This window comes from Comamonas sp. GW821-FHT11H03, from assembly GCF_058807955.1.
In genome coordinates, this window is record NZ_JBXARF010000007.1 from 182,898 (window position 1) to 208,470 (window position 25,573).

Sequence of the window (25,573 nt, forward strand, 5' to 3'; positions counted from 1 at the left end):
CCGATCAGGCCCTCAGGGCTTGCTTTTGGGCCTTGACCAGCTTGGTCTTGATGCGATTGCGCTTCAGCGGCGAGAGGTACTCGACAAACACCTTGCCCAGCAGGTGATCCATCTCGTGCTGGATACAGATGGCCAGCATGCCTTCGGCGTCGATCTCACGGCTGTTGCCGCGCTCATCCAGGGCCTTGACCTTGACGGCAATGGAGCGCTCCACGCCGTCGTAGATGCCGGGCACGGACAGGCAGCCTTCCTCGCCCAGCTGCTTTTCCTCGCTGGCCCAGAGAATCTCGGGGTTGATCAGAGTCATGGGCTCATTGCGCTTCTCGGACACGTCAATCACGATGACGCGCTCATGCACATCGATCTGCGTCGCGGCCAAGCCGATGCCCTGGGCGTCATACATGGTCTCGAGCATGTCTTTCACCAGAGTCTGGATGCGCTCATCCACCTGCGCCACGGGCTTGGCGACCTTGTGAAGACGGGGATCGGGATAGCAGAGGATGGAAAGAATGGCCATGGTGTCTTGGTAAATCTGTCGTTATTGTCCCAACATTTGACGCCAAACGCTTGTCACGCCCTCAATAAACATTGATCTATCGAGGCCTTGCATCGAGAATTTCGACACATTTATAGGACTTGTTGGCTGGCTATGCCAAGATCGGCCACAGTGCGGCGACGCGAGGGACGCTGCAGCAAACGAATCCCGCCAGAAGGAATTTCATGACCGCATTTGCCACTGCACGCACCTTGAGCATTGGAGCCACATTGCTTGCAGCCCTGACTTCGGTCCATGCCCAAAGCTATCCTGTGACCGCCACCCAGCGCTCCACCGCACAGCAAGTCGCTCAGCAAGGCATCCCCGAGAACGAACTGGCGTCCAACGCTCCCGCGCAATACACCGTCAAGCGTGGCGACACACTATGGGGCATCTCGGGCATGTATCTGCGCCAGCCCTGGCGCTGGCCCGACCTCTGGGGCATGAACCTCTCCAGCATCGCCAACCCACATCAGATCTACCCCGGCCAGGTGCTGTATCTGGTGCGCAGCAACGGTTATGCCCGCCTGTCGACCACTGCCCCCAACGGCGACTCCGAGGTAGTGCGTCTGTCGCCGCAAACGCGTGAATCGTCACTCAACGACTTGGCCCTGCCCACGCTGCCGCCGCATCTGATCGAGCCCTTCCTGGCCGAGCCGCTGGTGGTGGACAGAATGGCCCTGGCACAGGCACCGCGCATCATTGCCACCCAGGACAAGCGCGTGCTCATGACCAATGGCGATCGCGCCTATGTGCGCAACTCCGGCGGTGCGCTGATCACCACCGGCAAGGGCCAGCCCGCGAGCTACCGCATCTTCCGCGATGCCACGCCCCTCAAGGATCCCGTCACCGGGGAAATCCTGGGCTACGAAGCCAAGTACCTGGGCAGTGCCACCGTGGCACGTAGTGAAACATTGCTTGAATCCGCGCCAGGCCAGCCTGTACAGACCACGCCTGGAACAGTGGACATCATCCGCTCCAAGAACGAAATCCGCGCCGGTGACCGTCTGCTGCCCTCGCCCGAGCAGCAGTATCTGAGCTATGTGCCCCATGCCCCGCGCCAAGCGGTGGATGCCGCCGTGGTCTCCATCTACGGCGACTCGGTGGGCTATAACGCGGCTCAGAATCAGGTCATCGCCATCAACAAGGGGGCTCGTGACGGCATGGACGTCGGCACGGTGCTGGAACTCGTCAACAGGGGCAATGTCATCGTGGACAAGACCAGCCCCAGCCGTGACCGAGTGAAGCTGCCCGATGAGGCCAATGGCTATGCCATGGTCTTCAAGGTGTTTGACCGAGTTTCCTACGCGCTCATCACCACGGCCCAGCGCGGAGTGAATGTGGGCGATGGCCTGCAGTCACCCCTGCCCTGAATGGAGCGTGAGCATGGTATCGCCCCCTTCACAAGATGCGCACCATGCCCTACCCGATGCCGAAGCTCTGGCCTGGCTGCGGCTGCTGCTGACACCAGGTCTTGGACGCACCACGGCACGCCGCCTGCTGGCCAGCGCCGGTAGTGCAGACGCGGTCTGGCAGCTGCCGCTGTCCACATGGGCGGAATGCGCCACTCAGGCTCAGATCAAGGCTCTGACAGCGCTTCCGGCTGACTGGGACAGGCATTGCACCACCCTGGCCCGATGGCTCGCCTCGCCCGCACCGGGGACCTTGCACACCGTGATCCATCTGGGCAACTCTCAATATCCGGACTGCCTGCTGCAGACCGAAGATCCGCCCCTGCTGCTGTTTGTCCAAGGTCCAGCGACACTGCTGGCATCTGCCCGGCCCTGGTTCCCCTATCCCGCCACCCTGGCCATGGTGGGCAGCCGCAATCCATCCGCCCAGGGCGTCATCAATGCGCGCAGCATGGCGCAGGCACTGGCCGAGCAAGGGCTGTGCATAGTCTCAGGTCTGGCACGCGGCATCGATGCAGCAGCCCACGAGGGAGCACTCCAGGCCCGCTCAGGCCCCACCCCCTGCACCATTGCCGTCGTCGGCACCGGACTCGATCAGGTCTATCCGCGCGCGCACGCCAAACTGGCGCAGCAAATTGCGCTCCATGGGCTGGTCATCAGCGAATACCCGCTGGGCAGCGAGCCCTTGCCCAGGCATTTCCCTCAGCGCAACCGCATCATCTCCGGCCTGTCGCAAGGCACCCTGGTGGTGGAAGCCGCCTTGCAGTCTGGCTCGCTCATCACGGCCCGTCTGGCCAACGAGCAGGGGCGTGAAGTCTTTGCCATGCCCGGCTCCATCCACGCGCCGCAGGCCAAGGGCTGCCATGCGCTGATACGCCAGGGAGCCAAGCTGGTGGAAACCGCTGACAATGTGCTCGAAGAGCTTCAAGGACTGAAGCTCGTGCCAACCAAAGCCGAGCAAGCGCAAGAAGCTATCAAAAATAAAGCGCCGACACCCGAGAGCCCGCTGCTGCAGGCGCTGGGCCATGACCCCATGACACTGGAGTCCTTGAGCGATCGCACGGGCTGGGATGCCGCCCATTTGCAGGCGCAGCTGATGGAGTTGGAGCTCGACGGCCTGGTCGCGCGCCTGCCTGGCGGCCTCTACCAGCGGCTTACCCAAAGCTGAAACGTCCCAAAACCGGCATATCCCGACAAGACCACGCCAAGCAGGGGCCGCTACGCGCCGAAGGTTTCGCGCCCCTTCACTGGCGCAGCGCCTAGAGAAAGGGAAAGGGTGTAAAGCACCGCAGGTGCTTAGACCAGTCTTTCCGGATTCGCCTGGATTTTCTGCAGTGCATCGCGCGTGGCGCGCACCGTCAGGGCTTCGGCATCATGCACCGCGAGCAAGCCGGCCTGCAGATAGGTCGCCATGCGCTGCGCCTGCAGCAGATAGCAATGTCCATCCAGCGAGGCGAACAAATGCAGATGTTTGCGACGGCTATGCCAGACATATTGCACCTGCACACGGGCACCGTTGTGGTCCAGCGTGAACCAGCGACCGCTTTCCAGCGACTGAGCCCACTCCAGCATGGCGGGCTCCACCGGGCTGTCCGTGTTGGCAATGACGTTCAGATCGCCCGCATCCACGCCCAGCATCAGCTCTATGCTCTCGCTGGACAGCGGCAGATCGTCGAGCTTGCCGTCCTCGCTGATGTATTTTTCCAGCTCCGCCAGACGCTTGGCCATGGCCTCGATCCGCTCGGTCGGAATGGCCGCCGTCTTGGACATGAAGGCCTGTGCCAGCGTATCGGTCAACACCTTGATCGCGGTCGACTGCGCCTCCCCCGTCACGCTCACCAGCTCCAGCCCTTCACGCAAGGTCTGCAGCAAGGTCGGCAAGCCCTGGATGACACGCGCGCGCTCCTGACGCATCGGCTTGGCGCTGGCCGACCAGACCAGCTCGCTGGCCGCCTGCTTGAGGCGCATGGCCCGCGCATCCTTGGCGCCATAGCGCACGGTGGCCATGGCCAGCACATCGGCCCAGGACTTGAAGAGAAAGTCTCGCACCTCTTCGCGCACCGGCATATCGGTGAGCATATTGCGCAGCTCGATGGTGTATTGGATGGCCAGCGTCTCCTTCTGCTCCACCTGCTGAGCCACGCTGGTGATCTTGGCCGTGGACCGATTCTGGGCAAAGTGCCTGGTGAGGAATTCCTCGAACTCGCGCAGCACCAGAGCGAAGACCTTCTGCCCGGTTTCAGGGTACTGCTCTATCACCTGAACCACGCGGCGGATCTCGGTCTCCAGCGCATTGCCATTGATGCTGCTGGCATCAAAGCCCATGACGCAGGAGCCCATGCGGTCGATCAGCTTGCGCGCCGGGTGGTTGAGATCGCTGAAGAACTGCGGCTCGGCCAGGGCCACGCGCAAAACGGGGACCTGCAAGCGCGCGAACCACACGCGAATGGACGGCGGCAGCCGGTCTTCCGAAAGAATGCTCTGGAACATCAGCGCCACCACCTCGATGGTCGCCTTCTCGCTCTTGGTCTCGGCCTTTTGCTTCCAGTCAGCCGAGCGCTCGCGCACCAGATTGACCAGCTGGCCGATCGCTGCCTGGCTGTAGTCCATGGCAGGCATGGCCATTGCCGAGCCGGCCCCGGACGGATACAGGGTCTGGAGCTCGGCCGCCATCAGATGTTGCTGCTCCTGCAGCGCCTGCGCCAAAGCGGCAGACGCCGGAGGCATGGGAGCGACAGGCGCGCCTGGCATCAGACCTGGAATGCCGACCGCAGGCTGGCTCAGCACCTGGCGCAGCTGATTCATGGCATCCAGCGCGCGATGTCGCGCCCGCGCCAGCATGCCCAGGCCGGCGCTGGCGCCTGGCGGCAGGACCAGTCCTGGAGCCATCCCAGGCCCGGCGCCCAGGCCGGCGGCCATACCGGCCGGCATGTACTGCATGGCAGAGTTGGGCCAACCCGCATCGGATGCATTGCCATAGCCACTGCTGGCGCCCAGATGCATGGCACCGGTGGACGGGCTGCCCTCGGTACGTCGCACGCGCAACGGAGCATCCTGGGCCTTGCTGACTCCCTTGGCATCCAGCAGCTTGTGCAGGATGCTGTATTCGGACTCCATCAGCGGAGCCAGCGCATTCTGCAAGGGCTCCACGGCCCTGAGCAAATGCTTGCGCTCCATGCCGCTGCCCAGCCACTGCTCGACCAGATGCAGGCAGATGGTCTCGGCACGGAACATGTCCTGGGAAGCCAGTTCATGGCCCTCCAGCGCCTGGATACGCAGGCGCATGTCCTCGAAACCGGGCTGCAGCGTCTCTCCCATGGCCAGGGCCATGCGAGAGGCAAGAATCTTGTTTTCGACGACCTCGTCGCTGAGCAGCTCGAAGGTCAGCGGAGCCGAGCCCGACGAGTGGCTCTCCGCACTGCCAGAGGGCGGCTTGCGCACAGCCTGCTGCAGCGCCTGGGTGCCTGCCTGCAACCACGCGTCCTTGTTCTGCTGAAAACCGACCCAGGCCTCGCGCCACTCCTGCATCTCCTTGGCAGTGGAGACGGCAATGCTCTGATTGGAGAGGAATTCATCCAGTTGCTGAGCGACCTTGGGCAGGCCCTGACAAATGCCGTGGACCCAACGCAAGCGCGCCTGCCAGCCCAGCTGTTGCGGGGCCGCAGGCGCGGTGGAGGAAGACTGCGAGAGAGCCATTCCCTAAGTGTAATGGCGGCAGAAGCAGTTATGCACCTGCCGCAATGGTCAAAGCGTCAGACCACGGCTCCCGAGTTGGGATCATTGGGATCCTGCGGCCCGGACTTGGCTGGAGCCTTGACCAGATCTTCGCGCTTGACGCCCAGCCACATGGCGATGGCAGCCGCCACGAACACCGAAGAATAGATACCGAACAAGATACCGATCGTCAGCGCCAGCGCAAAGTAATGCAGGCTGGGGCCGCCAAAGAAGAACATGGACAGCACCATGGCTTCGGTCGAGGCGTGAGTGATGATGGTCCGGCTCATGGTCGACGTGATGGCGTGGTCGATCACCTCGTGGGTGCTGAGCTTGCGGAACTTGCGGAAGGCCTCCCGGATACGGTCGAAGATCACCACGGACTCGTTGACCGAGTAGCCCAGCACGGCCAGCACGCCTGCCAGCACGGACAGCGAGAACTCCCACTGGAAGAAGGCAAAGAAGCCCAGGATGATGATCACGTCGTGCAAGTTGGCAATGATGGCCGCCACACCGAACTTCCACTCGAAGCGGAAGGCCAGATAGATGATGATGCCCAGCACCACCATGCCCAGCGCCATCAGGCCGTTGTGCATCAGCTCATCGCCCACCTGCGGGCCGACAAACTCGGTGCGGCGCAGCGTGACCTCTGCATCCTCGGCCTTCAGTGCAGTGATCACCCGCTCACTTTGCTGAGCAGTCGTCACACCCTTTTGCACGGGCAGACGAATCATCACATCCTTGGATGTACCGAAATTCTGCACGATCACATCGGCATAGCCGAGCTTGGAAACGGTTTCACGCACCTTGCCGATGTCGGCAGGCTGGGTGTAGGCCACTTCCATGACCGTACCGCCCGTGAACTCCACGGACAGATGCAGGCCGCGCGAGAACAGGAAAAAAACGGCCAGCGCAAAGGTGATGAAGGAAATCGCGTTGAAGACCAACGCGTACTTCATGAACGGAATGTCTTTTTTGATGCGGAAGAACTCCATGATCTTCCTCCTTAGTTGTTGCCGCCACGGCCGGCCACGGAACGGTGACCCTCACCCTCAGGCTTCCAGACCTGACCGATGGCAAGGCTCTTGAGCTTCTTGCGACCGCCATACCAGAGATTGACCAGACCACGCGAGAAGAACACCGCCGAGAACATGCTGGTCAGAATGCCGATGCAGTGCACCACGGCAAAGCCGCGCACCACACCAGAACCAAAGGCCAGCAGTGCCAGACCCACAATCAGGGTGGTCACGTTCGAGTCCAAAATGGTGTGCCAGGCATGCTCGTAACCGGCATGGATCGCCGCCTGGGGCGAGGCACCGGCACGCAGCTCTTCGCGAATGCGCTCGTTGATCAGCACGTTCGAGTCGATGGCCACACCCAGCGCCAGCGCCATGGCGGCAATGCCGGGCAGGGTCAGCGTGGCCTGCAGCATGGACAGAATGGCCAGCAGCAGCAACACGTTGACGCCCAGAGAGATCGTGGAGATCACGCCGAACAGCATGTAATAGACACACATGAAGGCAGCAACGGCCACCATGCCCCAGACCACGGAGTGGATGCCTCGGTCGATGTTGTCGGCGCCAAGGCTTGGGCCGATGGTGTATTCCTCGATGATCTCCATGGGAGCGGCCAGCGAACCGGCGCGCAGCAGCAGCGAGGTGTCGTTGGCTTCAGCCGTAGTCATGCGACCCGAGATCTGCACGCGGCCGCCGCCGATTTCGCCACGAATCACGGGAGCCGTCACCACTTCGCCCTTGCCCTTTTCGAACAGGATGATGGCCATGCGCTTGTTGATGTTCTCGCGCGTCACGTCCTTGAAGATGCGCGCGCCCTTGGCATCCAGCACCAGGTTGACGGTGGGCTCCTGGGTCTGGCTGTCAAAACCGGGCTGGGCATCCGTCAGGTTCTCGCCGGTCAGGATCACCTGCTTTTGCACGATGATGCTCTGGCCGTTGCGGTCCAGGTATTTCTCGGAGCCGAAAGGCACGGGGCCGGAGCCCATCTCGGCAGCACGCGCTTCGGCGGACTCGTCCACCAGGCGCACTTCCAGCGTGGCGGTACGGCCCAGAATGTCCTTGGCCTTGGCCGTGTCCTGCACGCCGGGCAGTTGCACCACGATGCGGTCCAGACCCTGCTGCTGGATCACAGGCTCGGCCACGCCGAGTTCGTTGATACGGTTGTGCAGCGTGACGATGTTCTGCTTGAGCGCCTGCTCCTGCACCTTGCGCAGGGCCTCGGGCTTGATCGAGGCCACCAGCTTGAAGCCAGTGCCATCGGGCGAGGAAGCGGCCACCAGATCGGGGAACTGGTCCGTAATCAGGTTGCGCGCCGCCGTCAGCGTGGCTTCGTCGCGCACGCGAATGGTGACGTTGTTGCCGTCGCGGCTGACACCGCCGTGACGGATGTTCTTGTCGCGCATCGAAGAGCGCAGATCGCCCGCATAGCTCTCGGCCTTCTTGGTCAGGGCCGCTGCCATGTCCACCTGCAGCATGAAGTGCACGCCGCCGCGCAGGTCCAGGCCCAGATACATGGGCTTGGCGCCGATGGCCGTCAGCCAGTCGGGCGAGCGCGACACCAGGTTCAGCGCCACGATGTAGGAGGGGTCGGTGGGATCGGCAACCAGAGCCTTCTCGATGACGTCCTTGGCCTTGAGCTGCTCATCAGGCGTATCGAAACGGGCGCGCACCGAAGTGCCTTCCAGCGACATTGAAGTGGCTTTGACGCTGGCCGCGCTCAAGGCAGATTCCACCTTTTGCAGCACAGCGTTGTCCACCTTGACGGTGGACTTGGCCGAGGACACCTGCACGGCAGGCGCTTCACCAAAGAAATTGGGCAGGGTGTAGAGCACCCCCACCAGCAGCGCGATCACGAGGATCGCGTACTTCCAGACCGGGTATCGGTTCATGATCGCGCTCTTTGTTTTACAGCAACGCACAACGAGTACGCGCACTCTGCTCGAGCGCCGTACCCCTCAAAATCCACAGCAGACAGGCTTACTTGGCCGTGCCCTTGGGCAGCACCTGCACCACAGCGGAGCGCTGGATCTGGACTTCCACACCGGAGGCTACTTCGATGTAGATGAATTGCTCGGCCATACGGGTCACGGTGCCGATGATGCCGCCGGCGGTAGCCACTTCATCACCCTTGGCCAGCGCCTCGATCATGGAGCGGTGTTCCTTTTGACGCTTCATCTGGGGACGAATCATCACGAAGTACAGCACCACGAACATCAGCACCAGAGGCAGCATGCCGGTGAGCGAACCCATGAAGCCGCCTTCAGCAGCGGCGGCAGGAGCGGTCTGGGCGAAAGCAGAAGAAATGAACACGAAAAAGACTCCGAAAGAGTGAATTTGTCAGGAATAGGTCCCGGCAGGCACGCACTTGCGCGATCTCGCCAGGTCAGCGGGACATTGTATTCGGCTGGCTTGTGCCCAAGATTGGCATGGGCAGCCGCGCAGCACAGGCATTCCCTGATGCGATGCGGACCTCCCGTCCCACATCAACAACACCTGCAAAAAGCATAGCTATCAGCGCACTACCTGTATTATTTTCTGATTGTTTTATATTTGAATATCAGTCAACACAGGCGCTTGCAGCTATCAATCAGATAGTACCGCCAGCGTCGCGCCTTTGGCCATGAATACAAAGGCCGGGTTGCCCCGGCCTTGTTGTGATGCGCCTCGGCGCAATTAGTTCACTGCCATCAGCTTGACCGCTGGCGCAGCGGGTGCAGCCGAGCCATTCCAGCGCGTCATCAACGACTGCCACTTGATGCGCGCGGCCGCCAGATGGTGCTCCTTCACATGGCCGTAGCCTCGAATGTCTTCGGGGATGGAGGCGATCTCCACAGCCAGCGCCAGCTTGTCGGTCGTCAAACCCGTCAGCAGGGTTTCGATGCACTGGCGGTATTCGACGATCAGGGCGCGCTCGGTGCGGCGCTCTTCGGTGCGACCGAAGGGATCGAGCGCCGTGCCGCGCAGTCCCTTCATGCCGGCCAGCCAGCCCATGGCCTTGCGCATCCAGGGGCCATAGGACTTTTTGAGCAGACGGCCCTGCGCGTCCTTCTTCGCGAAACCGGGGGGCGCGAGGTGATGCACGAGCTTGTAGTCGCCCTCGAACATGTCGCTGATCTTCTGGGTGAACGCTGCCTCGGTGTGCAGACGCGCCACCTCGTACTCGTCCTTGTACGCCATCAGCTTGAACAGATAGCGCGCCACGGCCTGGGACAGGCGCGTGCCCTGGGCCAGCGGCTCTTCCGCCGCGCGCACCTTGGCGACGAAGTCGCTGTACTGCTGGGCATAGGCCGCGTTCTGGTAGGCCGTGAGGAACTCCACACGCTTGTCCAGCATTTCCGCTAGCGACGGCTTCTTGACGAACTGGATCACCTGCGATGCCTGATACAGAGCGCGCACTGCCTCCAGATCGTGGGCGCAGCGGCGGCCCCATTCAAAGGCCTCCTGGTTGCGCGCCACCTGCACGCCGTTGAGCTCCATGGCGCGCATCAGCGAGGCATGGCTCAGCGGCACCTTGCCCTTTTGCCAGGCGTAGCCCAGCATCATGGGGTTGGCGTAGATGCTGTCGCCCAGCAAGGCGGTGGAGGCCTTCTCGGCGTCGAAGCTGCCCAGGGCGCCATGACCCACGGCCTCGGCCAGCGCCGTGGCGCAGCGTGCGGCAGGCGACTGCCAGTCGGGGTTGCCCACAAAGCTGGCCGTGGGCGCGGCATGGCTGTTGAGCGCCACATAGGTGCGCCCCGGCTGCATCACGGACAAGGTGGTGGGCGTGGCCGCCACGATGGGGTCGCAGCCGATGACCAGATCGGCCTTGGCCATGTCCACTTTGGTGGTGTAGATGGCATCGGCGCGGTTGGCGATCTGGATATGGCTCCAGGTGGAGCCGCCTTTTTGCGCCAGACCGGCCGCATCCTGCGTAACCACGCCCTTGCCTTCCAGGTGTGCGGCCATGCCCAGCAGCGAACCGATGGTGATCACGCCCGTGCCGCCGACACCGGCCACCACGATGCCCCAGGCCTGCTCGGCCACGGGCACGATGGGCTCGGGAATATTGGGCAGCGCTTCCAGGCTGCCCTTCTTGTCCTGCTTGGGCTTCTTGAGCTGACCGCCCTCGACGGTGACGAAGCTGGGGCAGAAGCCCTTGACGCAGGAATAGTCCTTGTTGCAGCTGTTCTGGTTGATGCGGCGCTTGCGGCCGAACTCGGTCTCCACGGGCTCCACCGACAGGCAGTTGGACTGCACCGAGCAATCGCCACAGCCCTCGCAGACCAGCTCGTTGATGACCACGGTCTTGTCGGGCGTGGATAGCAGGCCGCGTTTGCGGCGGCGGCGCTTTTCGGTGGCGCAGGTCTGGTCGTAGATGATGGCCGTGCAGCCCGTGAGCTCGCGGAACTGGCGCTGGATCGCATCGAGCTCGTCGCGGTGGTGCACGGTCACGCCCTCGCCCAGCTTCACGCCATCGTATTTCTCGGGCTCGTCGGTGACGATGACCAGCTTGCGCACGCCTTCGGAGAGCAGGCTGTTCATGATCTGCAGCACCGAATGGCCTTCGGGCCGCTCGCCCACGCGCTGGCCGCCCGTCATGGCCACGGCGTCGTTGTAGAGCACCTTGTAGGTGATGTTGGTGCCGGCCGCGATGCTCTGGCGAATGGCCAGCAGCCCGCTGTGGAAGTAGGTGCCGTCGCCCAGATTGGCGAAGACATGGGCTTCCTTGGTGAAAGGCGCCTGTCCCACCCAGGTCACGCCCTCGCCGCCCATCTGCGTGAAGGTGCTGGTGCGACGGTCGGGCATCCAGGTGGTCATGTAGTGGCAGCCGATGCCGGCCACGGCGCGCGAGCCTTCGGGCACGCGTGTCGAGGTGTTGTGCGGGCAGCCGCTGCAAAACCAGGGCGTGCGGTCGCCGGTGGAGACTTCCTTGGCCGCCTTGATCGCCGCTTCGCGGGCGTCGAGCACGGCCAGACGCTGCTGCATGCGCGTTTGCACATGCTCGGGCACGCCCAGCTTCTTCAGGCGCTGGGCAATGGCGCGCGCAATGATGGCGGGGGTCAGATCGGCCGTGGGGCGCAGCAGCCAGTCGGTGCTGGGGTTGGGCAGCGACCATTCGCCGCCATGCTCGTCGCTGAACTTGCCCACCACATTGGGGCGCACGTCGTCGCGCCAGTTGTAGAGCTCTTCCTTGATCTGGTATTCGATGACCTGGCGCTTTTCCTCGACCACCAGAATCTCCTGCAGGCCGCGCGCGAAATCGCGCGTGATGGTGGCCTCCAGCGGCCAGACCACATTCACCTTGTGCAGCCTGATGCCCAGCTGGTGGCAAGTGTCCTCGTCCAGCCCCAGATCGGCCATGGCCTGGCGCGTGTCGTTATAGGCCTTGCCGCTGGCGATGATGCCGAAGCGGTCGCTCGGTCCCTCGATCACGTTGTGGTTGAGCTTGTTGGCGCGCACATAGGCCAGGGCCGCATACCACTTGTAGTTCATCAGCCGCGCTTCCTGCTCCAGCGGCGGATCGGGCCAGCGGATATGCAGGCCGCCGTCGGGCATCTGAAAGTCTTCGGGCAGGATGATGTTGACGCGATCCGGGTCCACCAGGACCGAGGAGGAGGACTCCACCACCTCCTGAATCGTCTTCATGCCCGACCACAGGCCCGAGAAGCGGCTCATGGCAAAGGCATGCAGGCCCATGTCCAGGATGTCCTGCACATTGCTGGGAAAGAACACCGGCGTGCCGCAGGCCTTGAAGATGTGGTCGCTCTGGTGCGCGGCCGTGGAGGACTTGCTGATGTGGTCGTCGCCCGCGATCGCAATCAAGCCGCCATGCTTTGCCGTGCCCGCCATATTGGCGTGCTTGAACACGTCGGAGCAGCGGTCCACGCCAGGCCCCTTGCCATACCAGATGCCGAAGACACCGTCGAACTTCTTGGTTTCGGGATAGAGATCGAGCTGCTGCGTGCCCCAGACGGCCGTGGCGCCCAGCTCTTCGTTCACGCCGGGCTGAAAGACGATGTGATTCGCCTCCATATGCTTTTTGGCGGCCCACAGCGACTGGTCGTAAGTGCCCAGGGGCGAGCCGCGATAGCCGCTGATGAAGCCGGCGGTATTGAGTCCGGCCTGCGCATCGCGCAGCCGCTGCAGCATGGGCAGTCGGACCAGGGCCTGCACGCCGCTCATAAAGGCGCGGCCGCGGGCCAGGGAATATTTGTCGTCCAGAGTCACAGACTCCAGGGCACGACGGACTTCATCGGGCAAAGGGGCATTCATGGCTTGTCTCCATGTGGGTGACCACCCGTGGCAGCTGTTGGCTACCAGAGCAGCATATTGCTTTGGGCATTCCTGCGCCAGAGGCATGGAACGCGGGTTGTTTGACCAAAGTTTACGGAAAACGCCCTGAATAGAGCTTTCTTTTTATTGCCGGGATTAACCTAGTTTTTGAAAGAATCTTGCTGTAAATTGTGAATCATGAATCAACTTGATCGCTTCGACTGGGCCATCCTGAACGAGCTCCAAATGGACGGCCGCCTCACCAATGCCGAGCTGGCCCAGCGCGTAGGCCTGTCCGCCGCGCCCTGCTGGCGGCGCGTGCGCGCGCTGGAGGAGTCGGGCTATATCACCGGCTATCACGCCACGCTGGACCGCCACAAGCTGGGCCTGGGCGTGCTGGCCTTTGTGCGCGTGGATGCCGCACAGAACACGGCCGACATCACGCTGCGCATGGAGGAAGCGATTCGCCTGCTGCCCGAGGTCACCTCCTGCCACTACATCAGCGGCGCGGGCACCTTCGAGCTGCAGGTCGTGGCCCGGGATCTGGAGAGCTTTTCCGGCTTTGTGCGCAATGTGCTGCTGCGCCTGCCCAACGTCAAAGACGTGCACACGATTTTCTCGCTGGGCGAAGTGAAGTCCAGCAGCGCGCTGCCGCTGCCCAGCACGCTGACGCACGCCTGAGTGCCGCCCGCTCCAGGCCGGCATCCTTCAAAAGTGAAGCATGTACCGCTTTATTCATAAGCGATACAGGCTCAATATATATTGAAATCATTGTTGAGAAAGCGCTACAAGCTCACATATAGATAGCATCCAGTGCATGGCCAGCACTGAGCGCCTGGCCTGGCAGGTTTGAGAAACTACGTATTTGTCAGCACAACTTTCCTGCGACAGAATCGTGCACCATGGCCCACGATGATTCCGCAGCACGCGCTTCCCACCCCCCAATCATTTCAGAATCCGGCCAGGTCCCAGCAGGCAAGCTGCTGGAAGATCCCTCGGCCATGCATGACGGCGGCGCGCCGCCTGCCGCGGCCCCGGGCGTCTGGACACCACTGGCCACCCCCACCTTCCGCATGCTGTGGATGATCTGGATGACGGCCAATATCTGCATGTGGATGAACGATGTGGCGGCCGCCTGGCTGATGACATCGCTGACCACCTCGCCCGTGCTGGTGGCGCTGGTGCAGTCGGCCTCCACCTTGCCGGTGCTGCTGCTGGCCCTGCCCAGCGGCGCGCTGGCCGACATTCTGGACCGGCGTCGCTATTTCATCGTCACCCAGTTCTGGGTCGCCGCCGTGGCGCTGCTGCTGTGCCTGGCCGTGCTCTCGGGCCAGCTGACGCCCTATCTGCTGCTGGCCCTGGTGTTTGCCAACGGCATCGGCCTGGCCATGCGCTGGCCGGTGTTCTCGGCGCTGATCCCCGAGCTGGTGCCCAAGCACCACCTGCCCTTTGCCATGGCGCTCAATGGCGTGGCCATGAATGCCTCGCGCATCATCGGCCCGCTGGTGGCGGGCGCCCTGATTGCCAGCCTGGGCAGCGCCTGGGTGTTCGTGCTCAACGCAGCGCTGTCCATCGTCTCGGGCTTTGTGCTGCTGCGCTGGAAGCGCCAGCAGCCCGCCAACCCGCTGGGCCGCGAGCGCCTGGGCTCGGCCATGCGGGTGGGCCTGCAGTTCATCCAGGAGTCGCCGCGCATGCATGCCGTGCTGCTGCGCACCGTCTGCTACTTTCTGCAGGCCGCCGCCATCATGGCGCTGCTGCCGCTGACGGCCCAGCGCCTGGACCACGGCATGGCCAGCAGCGGCAGCGCCGGCACCTTCACGCTGCTGCTGGCGTCCATGGGCGCGGGCGCCATCCTGGGCGCCATGCTGCTGCCGCGCATACGCCAGATGATGTCGGGCGAGCGCACGGTGCTGGCCGGTGTGGCCGCGCAGAGCCTGGCCACGCTGACCGTGGCCTTCGCCCCCCATATCGCCGTGGCCGTGCCGGGCATGATGCTCTCGGGCCTGGCCCTGCTGGCCACGGCCAACACGCTGGGCGTGGCCGCGCAGATGGCCCTGCCCAACTGGGTGCGGGCACGCGGCATGTCCATCTACCAGATGTCCATCATGGGCAGCACGGCGATTGGTGCCGCCATCTGGGGCAAGGTCGCCAGCCTGGGCTCGGTGCAGATCAGCATGGCCGTGGCCGCCGTCAGCGGGCTGACGGCCCTGCTGATCGTGCAGCGCCTGAACCCGGACCGCGACATCGAGGAAGACCTCAGCCCGTCGCGCGCCTTCACGCCGCCGACGGCCGCGCTGCCGCCCGAAGCCGGCCGCGTGGTGGTGACCATCGAGTACCTGATCGATCCGGCCAGGGCCGGCGCCTTCCGCGATCTGATGCAGCTGAGCCGGCGCAGCCGCCTGCGCCAGGGCGCGCTGTCCTGGAGCCTGCTGCACAGCATGAGCCATCCCGAGCGCTTCGTGGAGCAGATCACCGACGAGTCCTGGACCGAGCACCTGCGCCGCTTCGAGCGCGTGACGACCGCCGATGTGGCGCTGCGCGACCGCAAGCTGAGCTTTCACAAGGGCAAGGAGCCGCCCGTGGTGCAGCGCTACTTCACCGACGCTCTCTAAAAGAGAGCTGCTAGCGCTTTCAGTGCAAGGATTTCAGATAGTTATCCATTGAAATTCATTGACTGACAAGCGCTTGCAGCTCCTGTTTTTTGCATCAGCGCAGATGCGGCGCCGATCCGGCCAGGGCCTTGGGCCAGAAGGCCCAGAGCTTGAGCGGCTGCTTGATGCGGCCCGCCACATCGCCGGCCTCGGCCCCCCAGCCCATGAAATAGTCGGCGCGCACGGCGCCCAGAATGGCGCTGCCCGTATCCTGCGCAAACACCAGGCGGTTGAGCGAGACGGTGGGGCCGGGCGTGGACAGCCAGACCGGCGTGCCGTAGGGGATGCTGTTGCGGTCCACGGCAATGGAGCGGCCCGGCGTCAGCGCCACGCCCTGCGCGCCCTTGGGGCCGAACTGGGCATCGAAGTCATTGAGCGCCTCCTCGCGGAAGAACACATAGCGCGGATTGCTCCACAGCATCTCGTTGACCCGCGACGGATTGGCGGCAATCCAGGCGCTGATGCCCGGCCAGGTGGCGTCGCGCACCAGGTTCTGATCGAGCAGCCAGCGGCCCACGCTCTTGTAGGGCTGATCGTTGGTGCCGGCATAGGCTACGCGGATCATGCGCTGGCGACCGTCGGCCTCGGTCAGCATCAGCCGGCCCGAGCCCTGGATATGCAGCACCAGCATGTCCACCGGGTCGCGCAGCCAGGCAATGGCACGGCCGGCCAGCGCGGCCTGCGCCTCGGGGTTGGTGTCGATCTGCTGGCGCGTGAACCAGGGCTTGCGCTTGCCAAAGCCCTGCGGGACCTGATAGATGGGCACATTGAAGCCGTTGCCCTGTACACGGCGCGCCTCGTACAGGGGCTCGTAATAGGCGGTCAGCATGCCGTCGGGGCTGCCCGTGGTCGCTTCGATGCGATAGGGCTGCAGCGTGTTCATCATCCAGCTGCGCTGCTCGTCTTCCGAGGCAATGCTCAGGCGGCGCACCTCGCCGCACAGATTGGCAAACACGGTGCTGGGACGCTCGCAGTTCTTGATCCAGGCATTCCAGGCCTCGTTCAGAGAATCCTGGGGCACGCCGGGCAACTCGCCCCAATCCACCGCCACCCAGCGGCTTTTAGTCGGTACATTGGCGGTGAACGGCGGCCTGGCTGCGGAAGCCGGCCCGCCATGCGGAGCCATCTCGGGCACCGGTGCCGGGTCGTTTTGCTGCTTGGTGGTGGTGCATGCCACCAGGGTTCCTACAATCAGCGCCAGTGAAAAACGGCGCAGGAGATGGAAATTCATGGGTCTGATTTTGCTTGAAGCTCTGCTGGCATTGGCCATTTTGGTCGCTATTGTGTGGTGGACCATGTTCTCGGGTCGGAAAAAGGGTGAGTTGCCGGCCCCGGTCGAGCCGGCAACGCACAAAGAAGTGCTTGCAGACCCCGAACAAGATCGCTCTAATCGAGCTTAGCCCATGACGCTGCAGCCACTGCGGCGCGGGCTGGATGTGACAATCTTTTGCACCAGAAACCGCTCGCTGGCCCGCGTCCTACTTTTTTTGCCTTCTCTTGGCAGTACGCTCGTGGCCTTGCAGCTTTTACGCGAAGCTGGTTTGCAGGACCCTCCGGGTCGTTCATCAAACTAAGGAGTTTTCTATGCGCAAGCAAATGGCTGTGACGGCCGCTCTGGCCTCTGCATTGTTGATCACCGGCTGTGCCAATACCGGCGGCATGTCGGACACCACGCGTCGCACCGCCACCGGCGCAGGCGTGGGTGCGCTGGGCGGCGCGGCCATCGGTGCACTGACCGGCCACAACGCCGGCGCGGGCGCCCTGATCGGCGCTGGCGTAGGTGCACTGGGCACCTATATCTGGTCGCAGAACCTTGAGAAGCAAAAGCGTGAAATGGAAGCCGCGACCCAGGGCACAGGCGTGGGCGTGACACAGACTGCGGACAACCAGCTCAAGCTGGACATCCCCAGCGATATTTCCTTTGACACCGGCCGCGCCGACATCAAGGGCAACTTCGCCCCCATCCTCGATCGCTTTGCCGAAGGTCTGCGCAACAACCCCAACGCAGAAGTGCGCATCATCGGTCACACCGACAGCACAGGCTCCGATGCCATCAACAACCCTCTGTCGCTGCAGCGTGCCGAGAGCACCCGCAACTATCTGACATCGCGCGGCGTCAACGGTGCCCGCATCCAGGTGCAGGGCATGGGCTCGCACCAGCCTGTGGCCTCCAATGCCACCAACGAAGGCCGTGCGCGCAACCGCCGCGTGGAAATCTTCGTGGGCGAACGTGCGCCTCAATAAGCCAGCGCGAGACCAGCAAAAAGCCCCGCCTGGCGGGGCTTTTTTCATGTCGCGGGGGCTTTTATTCAGGCGTTGCGCAGCAGATTGGCCAGCTCGACGGCCGACTTGACCTGCATCTTGTCGAAGACCCGCGCGCGGTGCACTTCCACGGTGCGCACGCTGATGTCGAGCTGATCGGCGATCAGCTTGTTCGGTACGCCCTCGACGACCAGTTTCATCACGTCCTTTTCCCGATCGGTCAGCTCGTCCAAACGGCTACGCACCTCTTCGCGCGCCTGCAAGGCAGCCAGATGCTCGGCAGACAGCGCCAGAGCCTGCTCCACACGGTCCACCAGCGCGTTGTCGGAAAACGGTTTCTCGCAAAAGTCGAAGGCACCGCGCTTGACCGTATCCACGGCCGTGGGGACATCGGCATGTCCGGTCAGAAAGATCACGGGCATGGCCTCGATCTGGCCGCGCTCCAGCATGCGGTCGAACAGCGACAGGCCGCTCATGCCCGTCATGCGCATATCGAGCAGCAGGCAACAGGGTCGGCGCGTCACGGGGGTGGTCTGCAGCACGGCCTGCTCGAATTCTTCGGCGTTGCGATAGCACTCGCTCAGCAATCGGCGCGAACGCAGCAGCCATGCCAATGCCTCTCGGACATCGGCATCGTCGTCCACAACGTAGACGGTAGCGTCGGTGACAGGTTCCATGAAGCCTAGTTCTTTCTGGGTTCCCTGTGGGCCGGAAGCGTGAAGACAAACTCCGTGCCCTGCGGGAGGTGCGGGCGGTAATCAAGGCGACCACCATGTTGCTCCACCACCGTGCGGCACAGGCTCAGGCCCAGGCCCATGCCTTCGGTGCGCGTGGTGAAGAAGGGGGTGAACAGCTGCTCGGCGACTTCCGAAGAAATGCCGGCGCCGCAGTCCATGATGGAAAATTCTACCCAACGCGCGTTATTACCGTCAGAACTGCGCCTGACAGCCATGGTCAACACCCTCTCCTTGAGCTCGGGCAGGTCCATGGCCTGCATGCCGTTGCGCGCCAGATTGAGCAGAACCTGCTCGACCATGGTGACATCACACAGCACCCCCGGCAGATCGGGCTCCAGCTCCAGCTGCACATTTGCATTGAGCTTGTGCGCCTGCAGATAGACCAGAGGCATGACGGCATCGATCAGCTCTACGGGCGGCACCACCTCTCTGGACTTGTCTCGCCGGCGCACGAAATCGCGCACGCTCTTGATGACCTTGCCCGCGCGATCGGCCTGAAAGCTGATGCGCTCCAGAGCCATGCGCAAGTCCTTGATATGCGGGGCATGAGGGTCGCTAGGCTCATGCTCGAGCAGATTCAGCGAGCCCGTGGCATAGCTGGAAATGGCGGCCAGCGGCTGTGTCAGCTCATGGCTGAGCATGGAGGCCATCTCGCCCACGGTCGCCAGGCGTGCCGTGGCCTGCAGGCGCTCCTGGGAGGCACGCGACATCTCCTCCATGCGGCGCTGCTCGCTGATGTCGATGAAGGCGCTCATCCAGCCCGTGTGCTGGCCCTGGGCGGTGATCAGCGGTGCCTCGAAAATCAGCACCGGAAAGCGCGAGCCGTCCTTGCGCATGAATACGCTCTCGTGGCCCTGGCGCGGTGTGGGCAGCAAGCCGGCAAGGCGCTGATCGCGCCGGCTCACATATTCCTGGGCCAGCTCGGGCGGCCAGTAAGGCGCCACATTGAGGCCCAGCAGCTCCTGCGCACTGAAGCCCACCATATTGCAAAAGGCCGGGTTCACATAGGTGATGCGGCCCTGGAGGTCACGTGCACGCATGCCCGTGACCAGGGAGTCCTCCATGGCCTTGCGAAAGGCCAGCGCATCGCCCAGATCTCGCTCCGCCCGCAGGCGGCGACGGTTGTCGCGCACCAGCACCACCACCACGGTCACCAGCGCGATCGACATGCCTGTCACCAGCGCCGTCATCACATTCGGAAAGACGCTGGGCGCGTGATGCCAGCTGTCCATGCGCAGCACCAGGGTGTTGCCGGGCAAATCCAGCAGTTGCTGGGCCGTGAACATGCGCGAGCCGCGCCAGGCCGCGCCCACCATGGCCAGACGCGTGCCGTCCGGCTCGGTGAACGAAACCTCCTGGGTGCGCGGCAGGGACTTGCCCACCTGGGCCATGAGAATGCCTTGCAGGCTGTAGGTGCCCAGCACATAGCCCACCACATGGCCGTTCTCCGTCAGCGGCATGCAGACCTGCATGGTCTCCGTGCCCAGGCCCTCGCCCAGCAGCTGGAAGCGGCTGGGCGAATACGATGGCCCGTTGACGCGTCTGGCCTGGGTACAGGTCAGTGCCTCGCCCGAATGCAGCTCGGGCAAATGGCTTTCGTCTTCGACCAGCAGGGTGCGATAAGGCGTCTCTGCATGCTCGATGAGGCGCATGTTTTCGCCCCGCCACTCGATGCGCATCAGGTCACGGCGCTGCTGCAGCAGCTCGGTCGCTTGCTCACGCCAGCTCGAGTGCTTGCCGCTGTAGGCGCTCAGCGCCAGCAGGTCCTGCAGATTGCGCCCCAGCGCTGCACGGATATCGCCAACGGCATTGGCGGTATCGCGCTCCAGCTTTTCCTGCACCTGCGATGCTTCATAGCGCCCGGCCAGCCAGACCATGGTGACCAGCATGCTGACCACCAGTGCCACCAGCAAGGTCCATAGCGACCAGCGCTTCCAGGCCATGCGCCAGCGCCGCCAGGGCCAATGCGCAGGATGGTCCTCGGGCAGCTCGTCAAGAGTGGTATTTAGCGGATCAGTCACAGCACACGATGGCTCAAGGCCGGCAATTGCTGGCGCACTTGCAGCAAGCGGTCGCGATTGAGCTCTCCCGCCACCACGCCGGCGCCGCTGGCCTGCAGGCCCTGCACCTCGCCCCAGGGATCGATCAGCAGACTGTGGCCCCAGGTGCGACGACCGTTTTCATGCACGCCGCCCTGGCCCGGTGCCAGCACATAAGCCAGGTTCTCTATCGCCCGCGCCCGCAGCAACACCTCCCAGTGCGCCTGGCCCGTGGTGTAGGTGAAGGCACTTGGCACCAGTAGCAGATCGGCCCCCTGTGCGCTGAGCGCGCGGTACAGCTCGGGAAAGCGAAGGTCATAACAGACGCTCAGGCCCAGGCGCCAGCTCACGCCATTTCTGGCCTGTATGTCGCAGACCACGGGCTGGCTGCCCGCCTGCACCACGGCGGCCTCGGTATAGCTCTCGCGCCCGTTGTCGAACTGAAACAGGTGGATCTTGTCGTAGCGGGCCACGCATTCGCCGTCAGGTGAATAGACCAGACTGGTGTTGAGCACGTGGCTGTCATCAGCGGCCTGCAGCGGCAGCGTGCCGGCCACCACCCACAGTCCCAGCTGCCTGGCGGCAGCGGCCATGAAGTCCTGGATCGGCCCCTGGCCAAAAACCTCCCGGTAGGCCAGCTTGTCGGTGTCCCTGGCACCCATGGCACAGAAATACTCGGGCAGCACCACCAGCTCCGCGCCCAGGGCGGCGGCCTGCTGCATCAGGCTGCGCGCCTGCGCCAGATTGGCGGCGACATCCTGACCCGAGACCATTTGTAGAGCGGCAATCTTCATGGCTTCTCCTGTGAGCCTGCAGCGGCAGCGGGCTGCTTGTCGACACCGTCGGCACCGGCCTTGGGCACGCTGCGCCTGGGCAGCTCGGTCACCTGCGGGTCTTCCCAGCTGCCGTGGATATGGAACTCCTTGGTCGTGGCCGCAATCAGCGGGCCACGCAAAATCATCTGGGCCAGAAAGCTGCTCAGCCCCACCACGGGGTTGATGGCCGTCGCAACCAGGGAGGCGGACAGGGCGTTGATCTCCGGCACCACCACCACATGCAGGTCCTGGGTTTCCTTGTCGATATCGGCAAGGCCCTCCATCAGCACGGCCGCGTTCACGCCCTTCATCTGCATGTTATTCGTCTTGGCTATGCCGCGCTCTATGCTGACATCGCCCCGCATGAAGTCGAACGAGAAGCCGTTGCGGAACACGTCGCGGAAGTCCAGCGTCAGCCGCCTGGGCAAGGACTGCAGGCTGAGCACGCCCAGCAGCTTGGCCAGTCCCGGATCGGCCTTGAGGAACTGGCCTTTTTGCACCTCCAGATGCACTGCGCCGGACATGGTCTTGAACTCCGGCGTCACGGGCGCTCCTGTCCAGCTGATTTCACCCTGCAGCTGACCCTGTCCATTGGCAACCACGCCAGGCATGTCAAAGCGATTGAGCAGCTTGCCCACATCGCGCAGATTGAGCTGGAACTGCAGCTGGGTCTGACCCGGGTGCTTTTTGTCACTGGAGCGCAGCCCCCAGGAGCCCTGGGCCGTCAACGTCGCCTCGGGAGTGCTGATATTGAAGCGCGACAGTTGCCATTCGCGCTGCCCCGCGCCGGCGGACAGGCCTTGATTGCGCGCCACCACATCCAGCTTGCCCAGCGAACGCTTGCCCAGCTGGAAGTCGTCCACGCTGACCTGCAAGGCCGGTAACTCGCGCACATTGCCGCTCTGTTCCGCAGCAGCATCCAGCCCTTCGTCCGGGCCGTCGGGAATGCTCAGACGCGAGAGCTTGGCGATGACCAGGCCGCCCGGCTCCTGCGCAGATGACTCGCGATACTCCACACGCCCCGCCAGCTCGCGTGACTGGATCTGGTTGGTCCAGACCTTGTTGGCATGGCTGAGCTGCAGGGATACATCGTGCAGCGAACGGCCATGGAGCTTGACCTCCCGCGCCTTGAGCGCCAACTGCTGCGGCACAAACTGGCGCCAGCTCTCTTCCTCGGCACCAGGACCATCGGCAGCGCCCCCTGCGCCATCGGGCCACAAACGACTCCAGGCATCCAGATCAAGCACCGGCAGCTGCACCCTGGCCTGCAGGCCCGCAGGCGGCAAAGCGGCTTCCGCCTTGCCCGCCTCCACCAGCTCCAGGCTGCCGCGTGTGATGCGGGCCTGCGCCCCGCTGATATCGCGCTCCAGCAAGGCTGCGGCCTGATTGCCCCATTGCACGCTGAACTGATCAGTCAGCGGCTTGGCCACGGCTGGCACTGTGCGGTTGACACGCAAGGCCAGGGAGCTGTCGGCCGCCTTGCCCAAAGGAGCTGGCAACATGACCGCCATGCCTTGCAGGTCGGACTGCAGACTGATTTCCGGCACGCTGTGCAACACCTTGATCTGCAAGCCATAACGGGCCTGGCCTTGCAGATGCTTGCCCAGAGCCGCCAAATCGCTCATCTCCCTGGCATCTCGCAGGCCCTGGGCGGTGGCAATACCGTCCACACGCACTTGCACCGCAGCCGTGGCGGCATCGGCGGCGGGCTTCATGCCGCCCTCGATGCGCACATCACCGCCCAGCGCTTTGGCTTGCACACCCGAGAGCTGAAAGCCGGTCTCCGAAAACTGCACATTGCCGCGCAACTGGCTGAGCGCGGGCACCTCGGGCATCAGCTGCAGCGTATTGCCCGCCAGCGCCACTTCACCCTGAACCTTGCTGCGCTCCATATGCATGGTGGGCAGATGCAGCCTGAGGCTGAGCTTGGCATTGCCCGTGGCCTTGCTGCTATCCAGCGCGTGGGCGGTCAGCGCAGACAGGGCAGAGCCTTGAACCAGATTCAGCATATCGCCCAGGGCTCCATGAGCCTTGGCGTTGACCTCCACCTCGGTCAGGTTCCAGTCGGCCACTCCGGCCTGCGCTTCATCGACCACGATGGCGGTATGCCCCAGAAAGCCCTTGGCCTTGCGCACCTGCATGGAGTTGCGCTCGAACACCAGCTCGCCCGACAGCCTGGTCAGCGGCGGCCAGGGCTTTTCGCCGGGCCCGAGCAGATAGCCAGGCACGAACTGGTAGTTCACATCATGCATCTGGGCACTGATGTGGAATTCGCCCTTGCCCGGTTTTTCAAACGGCACATGCTCGAGCTCGCCCTTGACGCGGAAGTTCACCGCGCTGGCCTGACCCGTGGTGATGGCCTCGCGCACATAGCGCAGCGCATCGCTGCCCAGATCCTGGGGCAGATAGCGATAAATGCGCTCCCCCTTGGCGCGGCTGAGCTGCCCTTGCAGATCCAGCAGCCCCGGAAAGCGCGGCTGCTCCTTGGTCCCTGCACCGGACTGCCAGCTGGCCTGGGCCTGGCCAGCCGTGTCCTCATTGGCGAAACGCAGCCGGGGCACCTGCACCTTGATGGTCCGGCCCTTGTCCAGCAACTGCCAGCGCACCAGGCTGTCGAGCTGATCGAACGGGATATCGGGGTCTTCAAACACGCCGGGAAAGCTCAGCATGGCCTGATTGGCGGCCGGCGCCTTGGTCAGCGTGGCCTCGCCGCTGTCCTGGTCCAGGCTGAACTTGCCGCTCAAGCCCCGCACGCCTGGAATGCCTATGCTGTGGGGGCCCTCCTGCGAAGCCTGGGAGCGCAATCCCAGCTGCTCGAACCGCCCCGAAGCCTTGTACTGCGCCAGCTGCTGCAGAGGTCCGCGCCATGACAACTTGAGATCACTCAGCTGTCCTGCCGGCGCAAGCGCCTTGAGCTGGGTCTGCACGGCCTGCGGCAGGGGCAGACGCTGCAGCATCTGCGCCGCAATGGCCAGGTCGATGCCATCGGCCTGAACGTCGCCATGCTCGCCCTGGCTGCCCTGCTCGGAAGCGCCGGTGGGCACATAGCGCAGGCTGAAATCGCCTCTGGGCCAGCTCAGGCCGTCATCGGCCGTGAACTGCAATCCCTGGACGGAAAACTGGTAACCGTTTTGATTCTTGGCCCGCAGGCGCCCCCGCAAGGCCTGCAGGGCCAGGGGCTCAGGTCTGTCCCGCCATTGAAGTTGCAACGCCTGCACGGCGACATCGGCCACCCCGCCTACGGGCTGGCCGCGTTCCACATCCAGCCAGGCCCTGACCGAGCCCTTGCCCTGCTGCAGCTTCCAGTCCTGCGGACCCAGATACTGGCCCAGATGGGACAGGTCGATATGCGTGAAGTCCAGATAGGCCTGTCCGCTCCAGCGCTCCAGACGCCCTTCATGCACCGACAGCAAAGGCTCCTTGAAGTTGCCCATGACCGTAAAGCGCTGGCCCCAGCCCTCTGGCGGCGTGGCATCCAGCCGCAGGGAGTGATGCCAGCGCTTGTTGCGCAGCACCAGATCCACATCCTGCAGTTGCAAGGGCGCGGCATGGCGCAGCTCGTCCACCCACTGCAGCTTGCCGCTGCGGATGGCGATTTCGGGCTGGGAGAAGATCCAGTCGGAGTCGCCCCCATGCCCCGGATCGGATGACACGGCAATGCCGGCGACAAAGATCTGGCCGTCGGCATCGCGGCGGACCGTCAGATCCGGCCCTTCAAGGTATATCTGCTCCACGCCCAGGGTCATCAGCGAATGGGCGGAGACCGCCACCACCACCTTGGGCAGCAGCAAGGCCTCACTCTTGTTCGCAGGGTCATGCAGGACCACATCGCCCAGCTCGAAAGTCGGCACCAGACCCGATCGGTACGCATGCAGCCGGCCTATGGAAACCGGTATACCCAGGCTGCGTGAGGCCAGGGATTCCAGCTCAGGGCGCCACTGCTCGATTCGCGGCACAATCCAGAAATGGAGCACCCCCCACACGGTGGCCAGCAGCAGCCACAGGCTAAGGACCAGTCCCAAAGACCACCGTGCCAAGCTGGCCAGCCGATGAATTTGGCGAGTTGGGAGTGGTTTCGGTTCGATCATCGGTGGCCTAGCAATGGCAGGAATTATGACCGGCGCCCCGTGCGCGTTTCGG

The 25,573-nt window shown here is 63.7% G+C and carries 17 protein-coding genes; 6 read left to right on the forward strand and 11 right to left on the reverse strand.

Translation table 11 applies throughout. From position 1 onward, the window contains the following. Positions 1–4 precede the first annotated feature (4 nt). Positions 5–517, reverse strand: coding sequence for a peptide deformylase (gene def / locus AC1RTQ_RS16780; protein WP_302092594.1), 513 nt, complete (start codon positions 515–517; stop codon positions 5–7). 203 nt (positions 518–720) lie between these two features. Between def and AC1RTQ_RS16785 the strand changes: the two genes are divergently transcribed. Further along, entirely contained in the window at positions 721–1,908 is a 1,188-nt protein-coding gene (locus AC1RTQ_RS16785) for a LysM peptidoglycan-binding domain-containing protein (protein ID WP_492877363.1), read from the forward strand. A 13-nt stretch (positions 1,909–1,921) separates the two neighbouring features. Further along, positions 1,922–3,115, forward strand: coding sequence for a DNA-processing protein DprA (gene dprA / locus AC1RTQ_RS16790; protein WP_492877365.1), 1,194 nt, complete (start codon positions 1,922–1,924; stop codon positions 3,113–3,115). A gap of 128 nt (positions 3,116–3,243) precedes the next feature. Here the strand turns inward: dprA and AC1RTQ_RS16795 are convergent, their stop codons facing one another. The 5 genes from AC1RTQ_RS16795 to AC1RTQ_RS16815 form a co-directional block, all read right to left on the reverse strand. Continuing rightward, positions 3,244–5,643, reverse strand: a complete 2,400-nt coding sequence (locus AC1RTQ_RS16795) for a DUF1631 domain-containing protein (protein ID WP_492877367.1) — start codon at positions 5,641–5,643, stop codon at positions 3,244–3,246. A gap of 56 nt (positions 5,644–5,699) precedes the next feature. Next, positions 5,700–6,656 carry a protein translocase subunit SecF gene (gene secF / locus AC1RTQ_RS16800; RefSeq protein ID WP_302092598.1) on the reverse strand — a complete coding sequence of 319 codons (957 nt, stop codon included), beginning with the start codon at positions 6,654–6,656 and terminating at the stop codon, positions 5,700–5,702. 11 nt (positions 6,657–6,667) lie between these two features. Next, a complete protein-coding gene (gene secD, locus AC1RTQ_RS16805; RefSeq protein ID WP_492877369.1) occupies positions 6,668–8,566 on the reverse strand; it encodes a protein translocase subunit SecD in 1,899 nt (632 codons plus the stop codon). Between the two features lie 88 nt (positions 8,567–8,654). Further along, positions 8,655–8,987, reverse strand: coding sequence for a preprotein translocase subunit YajC (yajC, locus tag AC1RTQ_RS16810; RefSeq protein ID WP_302092600.1), 333 nt, complete (start codon positions 8,985–8,987; stop codon positions 8,655–8,657). Between the two features lie 363 nt (positions 8,988–9,350). After that, the gene (locus AC1RTQ_RS16815; protein ID WP_492877371.1) at positions 9,351–12,929 is read right to left on the reverse strand and encodes an indolepyruvate ferredoxin oxidoreductase family protein; all 3,579 of its coding nucleotides are present in this window, start codon (positions 12,927–12,929) and stop codon (positions 9,351–9,353) included. A 198-nt stretch (positions 12,930–13,127) separates the two neighbouring features. Between AC1RTQ_RS16815 and AC1RTQ_RS16820 the strand changes: the two genes are divergently transcribed. Next, positions 13,128–13,610, forward strand: a complete 483-nt coding sequence (locus tag AC1RTQ_RS16820; RefSeq protein WP_003060152.1) for an Lrp/AsnC family transcriptional regulator — start codon at positions 13,128–13,130, stop codon at positions 13,608–13,610. A 221-nt stretch (positions 13,611–13,831) separates the two neighbouring features. Beyond that, positions 13,832–15,541: an MFS transporter gene (locus tag AC1RTQ_RS16825; protein WP_492877374.1), complete on the forward strand. Its 1,710-nt coding sequence runs from the start codon at positions 13,832–13,834 to the stop codon at positions 15,539–15,541. Between the two features lie 94 nt (positions 15,542–15,635). Here AC1RTQ_RS16825 and mltA read toward each other — a convergent pair whose 3' ends face one another. Beyond that, positions 15,636–16,811 (reverse strand): murein transglycosylase A, encoded by a 1,176-nt coding sequence (gene mltA, locus AC1RTQ_RS16830; protein ID WP_492877376.1) that lies wholly within the window; start codon positions 16,809–16,811, stop codon positions 15,636–15,638. On the opposite strand from mltA, the gene AC1RTQ_RS16835 reads away from it, so the two are divergent. After that, the gene (locus AC1RTQ_RS16835) at positions 16,810–16,980 is read left to right on the forward strand and encodes a hypothetical protein (protein ID WP_492877378.1); all 171 of its coding nucleotides are present in this window, start codon (positions 16,810–16,812) and stop codon (positions 16,978–16,980) included. The two genes, mltA and AC1RTQ_RS16835, sit on opposite strands and share 2 nt — an antisense overlap. Positions 16,981–17,164: 184 nt before the next feature. Continuing rightward, positions 17,165–17,824 (forward strand): YiaD family glycine zipper/OmpA-like lipoprotein, encoded by a 660-nt coding sequence (locus tag AC1RTQ_RS16840; protein ID WP_492877380.1) that lies wholly within the window; start codon positions 17,165–17,167, stop codon positions 17,822–17,824. Between the two features lie 65 nt (positions 17,825–17,889). Here the strand turns inward: AC1RTQ_RS16840 and AC1RTQ_RS16845 are convergent, their stop codons facing one another. Genes AC1RTQ_RS16845 through AC1RTQ_RS16860 form a run of 4 tightly spaced genes read right to left on the reverse strand, consistent with a single transcriptional unit; the run spans position 17,890 to position 25,521 of the window. Further along, positions 17,890–18,519, reverse strand: a complete 630-nt coding sequence (locus AC1RTQ_RS16845; protein ID WP_492877382.1) for a response regulator transcription factor — start codon at positions 18,517–18,519, stop codon at positions 17,890–17,892. A gap of 5 nt (positions 18,520–18,524) precedes the next feature. Further along, positions 18,525–20,600: a two-component system sensor histidine kinase NtrB gene (locus AC1RTQ_RS16850; RefSeq protein WP_492877384.1), complete on the reverse strand. Its 2,076-nt coding sequence runs from the start codon at positions 20,598–20,600 to the stop codon at positions 18,525–18,527. Further along, complete coding sequence (locus tag AC1RTQ_RS16855) at positions 20,597–21,412, reverse strand: carbon-nitrogen hydrolase family protein (RefSeq protein ID WP_492877386.1); 816 nt, start codon at positions 21,410–21,412, stop codon at positions 20,597–20,599. The genes AC1RTQ_RS16850 and AC1RTQ_RS16855 overlap by 4 nt, the downstream gene beginning before the upstream one ends. After that, the gene (locus tag AC1RTQ_RS16860; protein WP_492877388.1) at positions 21,409–25,521 is read right to left on the reverse strand and encodes a YhdP family protein; all 4,113 of its coding nucleotides are present in this window, start codon (positions 25,519–25,521) and stop codon (positions 21,409–21,411) included. The genes AC1RTQ_RS16855 and AC1RTQ_RS16860 overlap by 4 nt, the downstream gene beginning before the upstream one ends. Between the last annotated feature and the right edge of the window lie 52 nt (positions 25,522–25,573).

Excerpts from the sequence above, each read along its gene's own strand:
- def (WP_302092594.1), bottom strand. The coding sequence starts at position 517 with ATGGCCATTCTTTCCATCCTCTGCTATCCCGATCCCCGTCTTCACAAG.
- AC1RTQ_RS16785 (WP_492877363.1), top strand. The coding sequence starts at position 721 with ATGACCGCATTTGCCACTGCACGCACCTTGAGCATTGGAGCCACATTG.
- dprA (WP_492877365.1), top strand. The coding sequence starts at position 1,922 with ATGGTATCGCCCCCTTCACAAGATGCGCACCATGCCCTACCCGATGCC.
- AC1RTQ_RS16795 (WP_492877367.1), bottom strand. The coding sequence starts at position 5,643 with ATGGCTCTCTCGCAGTCTTCCTCCACCGCGCCTGCGGCCCCGCAACAG.
- secF (WP_302092598.1), bottom strand. The coding sequence starts at position 6,656 with ATGGAGTTCTTCCGCATCAAAAAAGACATTCCGTTCATGAAGTACGCG.
- secD (WP_492877369.1), bottom strand. The coding sequence starts at position 8,566 with ATGAACCGATACCCGGTCTGGAAGTACGCGATCCTCGTGATCGCGCTG.
- AC1RTQ_RS16815 (WP_492877371.1), bottom strand. The coding sequence starts at position 12,929 with ATGAATGCCCCTTTGCCCGATGAAGTCCGTCGTGCCCTGGAGTCTGTG.
- AC1RTQ_RS16820 (WP_003060152.1), top strand. The coding sequence starts at position 13,128 with ATGAATCAACTTGATCGCTTCGACTGGGCCATCCTGAACGAGCTCCAA.
- AC1RTQ_RS16825 (WP_492877374.1), top strand. The coding sequence starts at position 13,832 with ATGGCCCACGATGATTCCGCAGCACGCGCTTCCCACCCCCCAATCATT.
- AC1RTQ_RS16835 (WP_492877378.1), top strand. The coding sequence starts at position 16,810 with ATGGGTCTGATTTTGCTTGAAGCTCTGCTGGCATTGGCCATTTTGGTC.
- mltA (WP_492877376.1), bottom strand. The coding sequence starts at position 16,811 with ATGAATTTCCATCTCCTGCGCCGTTTTTCACTGGCGCTGATTGTAGGA.
- AC1RTQ_RS16840 (WP_492877380.1), top strand. The coding sequence starts at position 17,165 with ATGCGCAAGCAAATGGCTGTGACGGCCGCTCTGGCCTCTGCATTGTTG.
- AC1RTQ_RS16845 (WP_492877382.1), bottom strand. The coding sequence starts at position 18,519 with ATGGAACCTGTCACCGACGCTACCGTCTACGTTGTGGACGACGATGCC.
- AC1RTQ_RS16855 (WP_492877386.1), bottom strand. The coding sequence starts at position 21,412 with ATGAAGATTGCCGCTCTACAAATGGTCTCGGGTCAGGATGTCGCCGCC.
- AC1RTQ_RS16860 (WP_492877388.1), bottom strand. The coding sequence starts at position 25,521 with ATGATCGAACCGAAACCACTCCCAACTCGCCAAATTCATCGGCTGGCC.